The sequence below is a fragment of the Nonomuraea sp. NPDC005650 genome (assembly GCF_040605375.1).
GTDB lineage: Bacteria > Actinomycetota > Actinomycetes > Streptosporangiales > Streptosporangiaceae > Nonomuraea.
The window spans coordinates 13,862-25,998 of record NZ_JBEXCR010000035.1; the positions used below are offsets into that span (position 1 = coordinate 13,862).

At 70.7% G+C, this 12,137-nt stretch carries 11 protein-coding genes; 10 read left to right on the forward strand and 1 reads right to left on the reverse strand.

Going from position 1 to position 12,137, the window contains the following annotated elements; genetic code table 11:
• Positions 1-60 precede the first annotated feature (60 nt).
• The 10 genes from recN (at position 61) to ABZS69_RS45565 (ending at position 10,726) form a co-directional block, all read left to right on the forward strand.
• Positions 61-1,770 carry a DNA repair protein RecN gene (recN, locus tag ABZS69_RS45520; RefSeq protein ID WP_355384279.1) on the forward strand — a complete coding sequence of 570 codons (1,710 nt, stop codon included), beginning with the start codon at positions 61-63 and terminating at the stop codon, positions 1,768-1,770.
• Positions 1,771-1,843: 73 nt separating this feature from the next.
• Positions 1,844-3,040: a putative cytokinetic ring protein SteA gene (gene steA, locus ABZS69_RS45525; RefSeq protein WP_355384282.1), complete on the forward strand. Its 1,197-nt coding sequence runs from the start codon at positions 1,844-1,846 to the stop codon at positions 3,038-3,040.
• The gene (locus ABZS69_RS45530; protein ID WP_355384285.1) at positions 3,037-4,005 is read left to right on the forward strand and encodes a copper transporter; all 969 of its coding nucleotides are present in this window, start codon (positions 3,037-3,039) and stop codon (positions 4,003-4,005) included. The genes steA and ABZS69_RS45530 overlap by 4 nt, the downstream gene beginning before the upstream one ends.
• A 10-nt stretch (positions 4,006-4,015) precedes the next feature.
• Complete coding sequence (locus tag ABZS69_RS45535; RefSeq protein WP_355384288.1) at positions 4,016-4,879, forward strand: hypothetical protein; 864 nt, start codon at positions 4,016-4,018, stop codon at positions 4,877-4,879.
• Positions 4,880-4,952: 73 nt separating this feature from the next.
• Entirely contained in the window at positions 4,953-6,560 is a 1,608-nt protein-coding gene (locus tag ABZS69_RS45540; RefSeq protein WP_355384291.1) for a lipid II flippase MurJ, read from the forward strand.
• A 51-nt stretch (positions 6,561-6,611) separates the two neighbouring features.
• Positions 6,612-7,691 carry a glycosyltransferase family 4 protein gene (locus ABZS69_RS45545; RefSeq protein WP_355384294.1) on the forward strand — a complete coding sequence of 360 codons (1,080 nt, stop codon included), beginning with the start codon at positions 6,612-6,614 and terminating at the stop codon, positions 7,689-7,691.
• A 177-nt stretch (positions 7,692-7,868) separates the two neighbouring features.
• Positions 7,869-8,852 (forward strand): TerC family protein, encoded by a 984-nt coding sequence (locus ABZS69_RS45550; protein WP_355384297.1) that lies wholly within the window; start codon positions 7,869-7,871, stop codon positions 8,850-8,852.
• Between the two features lie 108 nt (positions 8,853-8,960).
• Positions 8,961-9,602: a phosphatidylserine decarboxylase gene (locus tag ABZS69_RS45555; protein WP_355384300.1), complete on the forward strand. Its 642-nt coding sequence runs from the start codon at positions 8,961-8,963 to the stop codon at positions 9,600-9,602.
• A complete protein-coding gene (gene pssA / locus ABZS69_RS45560; protein ID WP_355384303.1) occupies positions 9,589-10,413 on the forward strand; it encodes a CDP-diacylglycerol--serine O-phosphatidyltransferase in 825 nt (274 codons plus the stop codon). Before ABZS69_RS45555 ends, pssA begins: the two co-directional genes overlap by 14 nt.
• A 37-nt stretch (positions 10,414-10,450) precedes the next feature.
• Positions 10,451-10,726, forward strand: a complete 276-nt coding sequence (locus ABZS69_RS45565; RefSeq protein WP_355384306.1) for a hypothetical protein — start codon at positions 10,451-10,453, stop codon at positions 10,724-10,726.
• 255 nt (positions 10,727-10,981) lie between these two features.
• Here the strand turns inward: ABZS69_RS45565 and ABZS69_RS45570 are convergent, their stop codons facing one another.
• On the reverse strand, positions 10,982-11,638 hold the full coding sequence (locus tag ABZS69_RS45570; RefSeq protein ID WP_355384309.1) for an MBL fold metallo-hydrolase: 657 nt from the start codon (positions 11,636-11,638) through the stop codon (positions 10,982-10,984).
• Between the last annotated feature and the right edge of the window lie 499 nt (positions 11,639-12,137).

Here is a 12,137-nt window from a genome sequence, read left to right on the forward strand (position 1 = left end):
CACACGTGTTCGGAGACTACGCGGGTGACCATCAGACACGGCAGTGAACGGGAGTGGGCAGTGCGACCAAGGGTCGAGGAGGTCCGCATCCAGGGGCTCGGCGTCATCGACGAGGCCGTCCTCGAGCTTTCGCCAGGTTTCAACGTGGTCACCGGCGAGACCGGGGCGGGCAAGACGATGGTCGTGACCGGGCTCGGGCTGCTGTTCGGCGGCCGGGCCGACCCCTCGCGCATCCGCCCGGGGGCCGACCGGGCGAGCGTCGAGGGCACGCTGGTCATCCAGTCGGGCGGGCGCGTCTCCCAGCAGGTCGAGGACATCGGCGGCGAGGTCGAGGACGGCGAGCTGATCATCTCGCGCACCGTCTCGGCCGAGGGCCGGTCCAGAGCCTGGCTCGGCGGCCGCACGGTGCCCGTCGGCACGCTGACCTACCTCGCCGACGACCTGGTGGCCGTGCACGGGCAGATGGACCAGCAGCGGCTGCTCCAGCCGGCCAGGCAGCGCGCGGCGCTCGACCGCTACGCCGGCAACGATCTGGTCAAGCCGCTGCGGGCCTACTCGCAGGCGTACAAACGGCACAAGCAGGTCGGTGCGCTGCTCGAGGAGCTGACCACCAGGGCCAGGGAGCGGGAGCAGGAGGCCGACCGGCTGCGCTTCGGCCTGGAGGAGATCGAGAAGGTCGACCCCAAGCCGGGCGAGGACACCGACCTGCGCGGCGAGGAGGAGCGGCTCTCGCACGCCGACGCGCTGCGCAGCGCCGCCACCACCGCGCACACCGCGCTGCTCGGCGACCCCATGGAGGCGGCGGGAGGCCCGCACGACGTGGTCTCGCTGCTCGGCGAGGCCCGCACGGCCGTGGAGGCCGTACGCGACTTCGACCCGCAGCTCGCCTCCGTGGCCGACCGGCTGGCCGAGGCCGGATATCTGATCTCCGACGTGGCGACCGACCTGGCGGCCTACGCGGAGTCGATCGATTCCGATCCGGCGCGGCTGGCCGCGGTGCAGGAGCGCCGGTCCGTGCTGTCCGGGCTGATCCGGAAATACGCCGAAGACAGCGCCGGCGTCCTGGCCTGGGCGCAGCAGGCCGCCACGCGGCTGGCCGAGTTGGAGGGCGACGACGAGCGCATCGACGAGCTGAGCCGCGAGCACGAGGAGCTGACCGCGCGGCTCACCGACCTGGCCGCCGAGCTCACCAGGGTGCGCGAGGCCGCCGCCGAGCGGTTCGGCGAGGCCGTGACCGAGGAGCTGACGGCGCTGGCCATGCCCCACGCCAGGGTCGTGGTGCAGCTCAGCCAGAGCGAGGAGTTCGGCCCCGAGGGCCGCGACGAGGTGGAGCTGCGGATGGCCGCCCATCCCGCCGCGCCGCCGCTGCCGCTCGGCAAGGGTGCCTCCGGCGGCGAGCTGAGCCGGGTCATGCTCTCGATCGAGGTGGTGTTCGCGGGGGCGGACCCGGTGCCGACGTTCGTGTTCGACGAGGTGGACGCGGGGGTCGGAGGCAAGGCCGCGGTCGAGATCGGGCGCCGGCTGGCCAGGCTGGCCCGCACCGCGCAGGTCATCGTGGTCACCCACCTGCCGCAGGTCGCCGCGTTCGCCGACCAGCATCTGGTGGTCGAGAAGGCGAGCGACGGCAGCGTCGTGCGCAGCGGCGTGGTGACACTCGACCACGAGGGTCGGGTACGCGAGCTTTCCCGCATGCTGGCGGGTCTGGAGGACTCCGAGCTGGGCCGGGCCCACGCCGAAGAGCTCCTTGGTCTGGCCGCGGCAGACAGGTGATCCTGGGTGACATAGCGGACACGCCGTGTAATGCGTGGCCTCTGCGCTGTTTCGCTCTGGCAGGATGGTCTTGATGAAGGTTCCGGGAAGCAGGATGCCGGGCCTCCGCGGCCGGAAGGTTGGAGACCTTCCCGGTGTAACGGCAGTGGCGAGAATCGACCGGCGGACCAAGAGGCTGACAAAGCGCCTCCAGCCCGGGGAAATTGCGATTATCGACCACGTTGACGTTGACCGGGTCAGCGCGGAGGCGCTCGTTGCGTGCGGTGCCGCGGCGGTGGTGAACATCGCCTGCGGCATCAGCGGTCGCTACCCCAACCTGGGGCCACAGATTTTGCTCGAGGCGGGCGTGCCGTTCGTCGACAACGTCAATCAGGAGCTGTTCGAGCGCGTCAAGGACGGCGACGTCGTCCGCGTCAAAGACGGCGTGGTCTACCTCGACGACGACATCGTCGGCAAGGGCGAGGAGCAGACCGTCGAGGCCGTCGAGTCGGCCATGGCCGAGGCCCGCGCGGGGCTCGCCGTCCAGATCGAGGCTTTCGCCGTCAACACCATGGAGTACGTACGCGGTGAGGGCAAGCTCCTCATCGACGGAGTCGGCGTGCCCGAGATCCGCACGCCGATGGAGGGCAGGCATGTCCTCATCGTGGTGCGCGGATATCACTACAAGGAAGACATCGCCACCCTCCGCCCCTACATCCGCGAATACCGTCCCGTCCTCGTCGGCGTCGACGGCGGGGCCGACGCGCTCATGGATGCCGGTTATCTGCCCGACGTGATCGTGGGCGACTTCGACTCCGTCTCCACCAAGGCCCTGACCTGCGGTGCCGAGCTCGTCGTGCACGCCTACCGCGACGGCAGGGCGCCGGGCCTGGAGCGCGTCCACCAACTCGGTCGCGAGGCAGTGATCTTCCCCGCCACCGGCACCAGTGAGGACATCGCGATGCTCCTGGCCGACGACAAGGGCGCCGAACTGATCGTCGCCGTGGGCACCCATGGCACGCTGGAGGAGTTCCTCGACAAGGGGCGCTCCGGCATGGCCAGCACGTTCCTCACCCGGCTGATCATCGGCAGCAAGCTCATCGACGCCAAGGGCGTGAGCAGGCTCTACCGCAGCCGCATCTCCACCCCGCAGCTGCTCCTGCTCGTGATCACGGCGCTCATCGTGATGAGCGTCGCGCTCTTCCTCTCGCCGATCGGCCAGACCTGGCTGAACGGTCTGCAAGATGCCTGGAACGCCTTCATCTTCTGGCTGGTCGGACTTTTCTCGTGATCGATTTTCGCTACCACCTCGTCTCCATCGTCGCGATCTTCCTGGCGCTCGCGGTGGGGATCGTGCTGGGCACCACGTTGCTGCAGGAGCCCGCGGTCAAGTCGGCGCAGGAGGTGGCCGCCCAGCTCACCAAGTCGAAAGAGGAGCTGCGGACACAGCTCGACGCGCTCCAGGGCCGCGAGTCCGGCAACGACGCGCTCATCACCGCCCTGACGCCGGACCTGGTGGCCGGCGACCTGACGGGCCAGCGGGTGCTCCTCGTCGAGACGCCCGGCTCCAGCAGCACCGTCCGCGAGGCCGCGCAGCAGGTGCTCACGCAGGCGGGCGCGGAGATCACCGGGCGGGTCACGCTGACGGAGAAGTTCCTCGACCCGAAGGGCACCGGCGTCCTGGACGGCCTGGTCAACCAGCTCAAACCGGCCAACATGGTCTTCCCGGCCACGGCCACGTCCTGGGACCGGGCCGCCACGCTGCTGTCGGCCGCCTTCGTCACCCCCGACCAGGCCCAGGCCAACACCCCCAACCCCGCCACGGCCGACGTCGTCAGCTCCTTCGAGACCGGCGGGCTGCTCAGCATCGACGGCGACCCGATCAAGCGGGCCACGCTCGCGGTCATGCTCGCGCCGGAGAAGCCGTACGAGGGCGAGACCGCCGACGTCCAGTCGGGCGCGCTCGTCTCCGTGGCGGGCGGGCTCGACCTGGCGGGCAAGGGCACGGTGCTGGCCGGGGCCGTCGCGACCCCCGCCGCGCCCGGCGACCCGATCGGCGCTCTGCGCGACGACGGCGACGTCTCCAAGCGGGTCAGCTCGGTCGATACCGCCGACATGCCCGCGGGCCGGATCGCGATCGTCTACTCTCTGCGGGAGCAGCTGAACGGTCGCGCCGGCCAGTACGGCATCGGCAAGGGCGCCTCCGCGATGCTGCCCACGGTGACGACCGCCACTCCGTCCCCCTCCACCCAGTAAGGGAGCTGACATGCCTGCCACCCGGGCCCGTGGCCTCCTCTACGCGATAGCCGGTGCCGCGATCGGCGCGGCGGCGGCGCGCGTCGCGTACGCCGCGTTCACCCGCAATCGGCCGGCCGACCTGAGCGGCCGCTGGACGCGCAAGAACCACCGCGGCGAGCCCATCACGCTGCTGGAGGGCCCCGCGTTCGTGGCGGGGGCGAGCACGGCGGCCGCGCTCACGCCGGGCCTGCCGGGCCGTCTGCGCCTGGCCGCGCTCGTCGCGGGCGCGGGCAGCGGCGCGCTCGGCGCCTACGACGACCTGTACGGCACCACGTCGTCCAAGGGCTTCAAGGGCCACCTGACGGCGCTCACCCGGGGCGAGGTCACCAGCGGCGCCGTCAAGATCCTCGGCATCGGCGCGACCGGGCTCGGCGCCGCCGCCCTCGTCTCGCAGGGGCCGGTCGACACCCTGGTCAACGGTGCCACCATCGCCGGCGCCGCGAACCTCGCCAACCTCTTCGACCTGCGCCCAGGCCGGGCCATCAAGGTGGGCCTGCTGACCGGCGGGCCGCTGCTGGCCGCCTCCCTCTTCCGCAGCTCGCCCGCCGCGGCGGCGCTGGCCGCCGTGCCGCTGGGGGCCGCCGCGGCGCTGCTGCCGGAGGACCTGGGCGAGCGCGCCATGCTCGGCGACGCCGGGGCCAACTCCCTGGGCGCCCTGCTCGGGCTCGCCGCCGTCACCAAGCTGGGCCGTCCCGGCCGCTACGTCCTGCTGGGCACCGTGGTGGCGCTGACCGCCGCCGCGGAGAAGGTCAGCTTCACCAAGGTCATCGCCGGCAACCCCGTGCTCAACCCCCTCGACATGCTCGGCCGCCGTCCGGTCGACCCTGTGTGACCGCTCGTTTGTCGGTACGACCTGCCAGGATGTTCCTCGTCGGCGCGATCGGACGCGGGGCTGGGGAGGCCGGGTGGCAGTGGTGACGGCGCGAGGAGTCGCGGGCGGCGCCATGCTCATCGGGGCCATCACGGTGCTGGCCCGCGTCGCCGGGTTCGCCAAGCAGTACGCCTTCGCGCAGACGGTGGGCACCAACTGCCTGGCGACCGCCTACATGACCGCCAACCAGATCCCCAACATCGTGTTCGAGGTCGTCGTCGGCGGGGCGCTGGCCGGGATGGTCGTCCCGGTGCTGGCGGGCGCGGCCGCCCGGCCCCCGGACGACGAGCGGGTGGCGCGGATCAGTTCGGCGCTGCTGACGTGGGTGGTCGTCGTGCTCGTCCCGCTGGCCGTGCTCACCGCGCTGTTCGCCGGGCCGGTCATCGGGCTGTTCTTCGGCGCGGGCCTCGAAAAGTGCGACATCGGAGCGGTCACGGCGGTCGCCACCCGGATGCTGGTCGTCTTCGCGCCCCAGATCCCCCTTTACGGCGTCGCCGTCGTGCTCTACGGCGTGCTGCAGGCGCACCGGCGCTTCGCCGGGCCGGCGGTCGCGCCCCTGGTGTCCAGCATCGTGGTCATCGTGGCCTACCTGCTGTTCGTGCCGCTCAGCGGCGGCGACAGCGTTCCCCAGATGCTGCTAGGCCCGGCCGAGCTGGCGCTGTCGCTGGGGACCAGCCTGGGGGTGCTGTCCCTGGTGCTGGCCGTGATCAGGCCCACGGCCCGGCTGGGGCTGAGGTGGCGGCCCACGTTGCGGTTCCCTGACGGGGTGGCCGGGCAGGTGCGCCGGCTAGCCTTCGCCGGGATCGCCGCGCTCCTCGCCCAGCAGGTCGCCATGATCGTGGTGGTGCTGCTGGCGAACAAAACGATCGGCAGCGGGGCCATCGCCGTCTACAACTACGCGTGGGCGATCTACCTGGTGCCGTACGCGGTGCTGGCCGTGCCCATCGCCACCAGCGCGTTCCCCCGGCTGTCCGCGCAGGCCGGCGAGCCGGCGGCGTTCGCCGAGCTGGCGGCGCGCACCACGCGGGCGGTGGTGCTGGTGTCCGGGCTGGCGGCCGGGGTGCTGGCCGCCGCCTCGTGGCCGGGCGCCGTGGTGTTCCTCGGGTCCAAGACCGACGTGTTCCCGGCCGAGCTGGCACACGCCATCGCGCTGTTCGCGCCGGGCCTGGTGGGATACGGGCTCATCGCGCACCTGAGCCGGGTCCTCTACGCGGCCGGCCGCGGCCGGGCGGTCGCCGTCGGGACCGTGACGGCGTGGGTGGTGGCGACGGTCGCGCAGACGGGTTTCGCGCTGGTGCTGCCCGGGCCCTGGAAGATCGGCGGCCTGGCGCTCGGCATGAGCGTGGGCATGAGCGTGGGCGGCGCGCTGCTGCTCGGGTCCGTGGTCCGCGCCCGCGGGAGCGCCGCGGTGGCGGGCCTGGCCCGGGCCGTGGCCGCGGCGGCCGCGGGCGGTTTCCTGGGTTACCTGGCGGGGGCGGGCACGGTGGAGCTGGTCGGGGCGAGCGGCATCTGGCCCAACGTGTGGGCCACCGTCCTGGCCGCCGTCGTCGCGCTGGTGGTGGGGGCCGTGGTCGTGGCCCTGGTCGATCGGGCCGACGCCGACGCCGTGGCCGGGCTGCTGCGCCGGGGCGGATCGGGCTGAGCGTGCCGCTCCACGGCCCGGCGGCCGGGAGCGGCGAGGAAGGAGCGGATCGTGCGGGTGGCTTTCGTGCTGGGCACCACGTCCGGTGGCACCGGCCGGTATGTCCGGATGCTGGTCGAGGGGCTGGTGCGGCGCGGGCACCGGGTGATCGTCATCGGGCCGCCCAGCGTCGAGGAGCAGTTCTCCTACACCGGCGCCGGGGCGCGGTTCGCGGCGGTGGCCGTCTCGGACCGGCCGCACCCCGCGAACGACCTGCGCACGGCGCTGGCCATCAGGCGGCTGACCCGAGGCGCCGACATCGTGCACGCCCACGGGCTGCGGGCCGGGGCGCTGGTCGCCCTCGGGAAGACGGGCGGGCCGCGGCTGGTGGTCACCCTGCACAACGCGCTGACCGCGGGAGGGTTCGTCGGGTTCGTCTACGGGGTGCTGGAGCGCATCGTGGCGCGGCGGGCCGATCACGTGCTCGTCGTCTCGCCGGACCTCGGCGCGGGCATGGCCCGGCTCGGCGCGCGTGACGTGCGGGCCGCCGTGGTGCCCGCGCCCAGGCTCCGGCCGGCGGGGCGCACCCCGCAGGAGGTCAGGGACGAGCTGGGCGCGGGCGACCGGCCGGTGCTGCTGACGATCGCCCGCCTGGCCCAGCAGAAGGGGCTCGAGACGCTGCTCGACCTCGCCGCCGGGCCGTGGCCGTCCGAGCAGCCGATGTTCGTGGTCGCGGGGGAGGGGCCGCTGCGCGGGGAGCTGCAGCGCAGGATCCAGGCCGAGCGGCTGCCCGTGGTGCTGCTGGGGAACCGGGACGACGTTCCCGACCTGCTCGGCGCCGCCGTCGCGCTGGTGATGCCGAGCAGGTGGGAGGGCCAGCCGCTGACCCTTCGCGAAGCACTCATGTCGGGGACTCCGGCGATCGCCTCAGCTGTGGGTGGGATTCCAGAAATTTTGGGAGATGCTGGGATCTTGGTCCCGGCCGGGGACGTCGAGGGGTTTCGCGGGGCCGTACAGGCGCTCCTAGCGCCAGGAGCTGCGGAAACGCTCGCCGCGGCGGCCGCGCGGAGAGGGCGGGAGATGCCCGGGGACGACGACGCCGTCGAGAGCGTGCTGGCAGTTTACGGTGGTCAAGATCCAAAGGATGATTAGGCCGCGTCGAACGGTTCTCATATACTGCCTGGGTTAGGGAGGGGAGTATCCCTTCGCGACAGCCTCGTCATCACGGTGCAGCCCCGCTCCACGGGGCCCCCGGGGCTGCCGGTCCGCGGTTTTGAGCGGGCGGGAGAGACCTCCGGCAATGAGTCGTGCATGCCGGAGGGTCTTAAAGTGACTGTACCCGTGTGGGCCTGGATCGCCGTGATCGGCGGTCTCCTTGTTGTCCTCGCCATCGACTTGTGGATCGTCGACCGTGGGGAAGCCCGCGAGTTCTCCATGCGGCAGGCCAGCTACTGGGTGACGTTCTATGTCGCCCTCGCCGTTGTGTTCGGGGTGCTCCTGTGGGTCACGGTCGGAGGAGGCAAAGCCGGTGAGTTCTTCGCCGGCTACATCACCGAATACAGCCTGAGCGTCGATAATCTGTTCATCTTCTTCATCATCATGAGCAGGTTCGCCGTCCCCCGGCAGTACCAGCACAAGGTGCTGCTCGTGGGCATCCTGCTCGCGCTGGTGATGCGCGGCATCTTCATCGCGCTCGGGGCCGCGGCGCTGGAGCGCTTCAGCTGGCTCTTCTACGTGTTCGGCGCCTTCCTCGTCTACACCGCGATCAACCTCGTCCGGCAGCACCTCAAGGGTGAGGAAGAGGAGTTCAACGAGAACGTCGTGCTGAGGTGGGTCCGCAGGGCCTTCCCGACCACCGACGGGTACGTCGGCTCCAAGGTCACCGTCAAGATCGACGGCAGGCGCATGGTGACCCCGATGCTCATCGTGATGGTCGCGATTGGGAGCACCGACCTGCTGTTCGCGCTCGACTCGATTCCGGCGATCTTCGGGCTCACCAAGGACCCCTTCATCGTCTTCACGGCCAACGCCTTCGCCCTGATGGGGCTGCGCCAGCTCTACTTCCTGCTGGGCGGTCTGCTGCAGCGACTGGTCTACATCAGCTACGGTTTGGCGTTCATCCTGGGGTTCATCGGGGTTAAGCTGATATTGGAGGCGTTGCACGCCAGCCATGTCTCCTGGGCGCCAGAAATTCCCATCTGGGTGTCGCTCTCGGTCATCGGGGCCACCATGGTCATCACCACCGTGGCCAGCCTGATCAAAGCCCGCATCGACGCGCGCGAGGGCGAGGAAACGCACCCGGAGCAGGTCTAGCGAAACGGGCTTCGAGGCGCTTTGCTTGTGTAGTTGTGCCGTGTAATAGTTGCTAGTTCTGTAACATCACGGCAAAGCGCCCAATCCAGTCACCATCAAAGGTTGTACGTGTCAGACGATTCTGCCAAGTCGAGCCGCGTCAGGCTCGCACGCGGGGTCTCCCCGTGGCTCCTCCCGACGGTGGCCGCGGCGGCCGCCACCGCGCTGCTGACGCGCCGAGACAGGCGCTGGGCGCTCGCGGCAGTGCCGCTGGGCGCGCTCACCGGCGGCATGCTCTGGTTCTTCCGCGATCCTGACCGCACACCTGGCGAGGGGCGCGTCCTGTCGCCCGCAGACGGCGTGGTGCAGAGCATCGACCCGTGGCCGGACGGCCGCACCAGGGTCGCGATCTTCATGAGCCCGCTGAACGTCCACGTCAATCGGGCCCCTCTTGCGGGAAATGTCACCTCCGTGCAGCATGTGGCAGGTGGGTTCCTGCCGGCGTTCAACAAGGACAGCGACCAGAACGAACGCGTGGTGTGGCATTTCGAGACCACGCTGGGCGACATCGAGATGGTGCAGATCGCGGGCGCGGTGGCGCGCAGGATCGTGCCGTACGTGAGCACCGGCGCGAAGGTCGCGCAGGCCGAGCGGATCGGGCTCATCAGGTTCGGTTCGCGCGTCGACATCTACCTTCCCGATGGGATTTCTCCCGCGGTGTCCGTGGGTGAGAAGATGGTTGCGGGGGTGACCAGAATTGACCGCGGCTGACGCCGGCAGTTGGCAGGCGGATGAGGAAGAACCTCGTGGTCCCGTCGGCAAGGCGTTCCGCCTGTCCGCCGCGGACTCCCTCTCGCTGGGCAACGCGGTCTGCGGATTCCTCGCGGTCTGCGTCCTGGCGTATTCCGCGATCCAGCAGCTCAAGGTTGCCGGTGGTCATTTCACGCCCGTTCCGAGCTACTTCGCCACCGCCATCGTGCTGCTGCTCATCGGCGCGACGTGCGACCTGTTCGACGGCCTCGTCGCCCGGCGCTTCCGCGCCTCCGCGATGGGGGCCGAGCTCGACAACCTGGCCGACGTCATCAGCTTCGGGTTCGCGCCCGCGTTCATGGTCGTGATCTGGGGCGGGTTCACCGACCAGGTGCCGTTCCCGATGGTGGTCGGGGCGGCGGCGGCCGTGCTGGTGGCAGGCGTCGTACGCCTGGCCAGATTCGCCTGCGTCAAGACCAAGAGCGGCGACTTCATGGGCCTGCCCATCCCCATGGGGGCCATGACCGTGATCTCCATCGTGCTGCTGTTCCAGCCGAGCTTCTGGTCTCTGCTGGCCGTGCTCGCCGTGGCGTGGCTGATGGTCAGCCGGATCGAGTACCCCAAGCCGAAGGGGCAGCTCCTGGCGGGCGTCCTGGGCTGGATCATGGTGAACGTGGCGTTCCTGACCTTCTGGGTGGCCTGGCCCGAGGGCGGCGACATGCCGATCAAGATCGGCGCGAGCATGCAGATCGCGCTTGTGGCGGCGATCCCCCTGCGGGTGCTGGTCTACAAGCGGGAGCAGCGCCGCGAAGCCGAACGTATTAACAACTGACCGGGATTTTTCGTCTTACTTCGGCTTTGATGGAGCCATGTCGGCTACGCCGCGCGAGCACACGCGCACGTACTTCCTCGGCAAGCTGGCCACGGAGCTGGAGCAGCGCGGGCTGACGGCCATCCTCCGGCCCTATCCGCCCGCGTTGCGGATCAGTGATCCCGACACGGCGCTGCTGGCGGAGACCGTCGACTGCGTGCCGATGTCCGAGGGATGGTTCTATCGGTGGTCCTGGGGCGAGCTCGTCGGGCTGGCCGACGATCCCGCCCTCGCGGCCGACCGCATCGTCCACGTCCTGGCCGCCCGCCAGTAGCTCCACCTTGCCGGGCGGCCGTCCATACGCGGGCAGCGCGTTTTCGACGGCGGTTCGGGGCTGTGTTCTCTTGATGCGGTGACGGTCGGGTTGACCACGGAGTCGGCCCAGGAGACGCGTCGTCACGGCGAGCGGCCCGTGAGCCTTCACGACCGGCCATGACGGACGGTCACCCACGTCGGCGCGTGCGGCCCACCGAGCGCAGCCGTAAAAGATGGGTTTTTGGGTGGCGCGGCCGTGATCGGCCGCGGGGGATCACCAGCCGCGGGCCTTCCACTCCGGGAGGGCGGGGCGCTCGGTGCCGAGGGTGGTGTCCTTGCCGTGGCCCGGGTAGACCCAGGTCTCGTCGGGGAGGCGGTCGAAGACGCGCTCCACCACGTCGTTGTAGAGCTGGGTGAAGCGCTGCGGGTCCTTCTGCGTGTTGCCGACGCCGCCCGGGAACAGCGAGTCGCCCGTGAACAGGTGCTGCCCCGCCTCGCCGCCGTCGTACAGCAGGGCGATCGAGCCCGGCGTGTGGCCGCGCAGGTGGATGACCTCCAGGGTGACGGCGCCGACGGTGATGGTGTCGCCGTGCTCGACCGTACGGCCCGCGGGCACGGGGAGGGCGGGCGCGTCGAGCGGGTGGGCGACCACCTGGGCCCCGGTCACCTTGGCCACCTGCTCCAGCGCCTGCCAGTGGTCGCCGTGCTGGTGGGTCGTGACGATCGAACCGACCGGCCGGTCGGAGATCAGGGCCAGCAGCCGGTCGGCGTCGGCGGCCGCGTCGATCAGCAGCCCGTCGCCGGTCTCCGCGCAACGCAGCAGGTACGCGTTGTTGTCGAACGGGCCGACGGCGAGCTTGTAGATCGTGAGCGCGGGCAACTCGCGCACGTCGGCGGGGCCGCCGACCTGGACGTCACCTGTGTAGGTCATGGGTAGTCCTTCGGGGGTGTCGTGGGCAGATCAGCGGGGGCCGGCATCGTCAGCCACGGCGGTGCCTCCGGAAGGCCTGCGCTCACGGCTGCCCCACTGGCACCAGCCTAACCCCCTCACCCCTCGACCGGCCGGTCAGCCAGGTCGGCATGTCGGCCGGCGCGCCCTCGACCGCGGGGCCGGGGCACCTGGCGGCGATCTCGACCGGCAGGTTCTTGAGCACGATCTTTCTGGGGCACTTTGACGTCGGTCTTCGTCCGGCTCAGGAGGTTGAGGTGGTGTGGGCGAGCACGTGTCTTCTGGTTCAGCTGGGCAGGGGGGAGGGATTGTGCCCGGTGGGAGGCCGGGGCCGGCTCGGGCTGGGGTGCGAGTAGGGCGGTCTTGTCTGGATAGTTCGTGAGCTGGGGTGCGGCATAAAGGCGCAGGTCAACTGGTTGAATCCGGAAGGGCTCCTGCGAGGGTGGGAGATGGCCGTAACCTGTGAGGGACGGATTTTCGG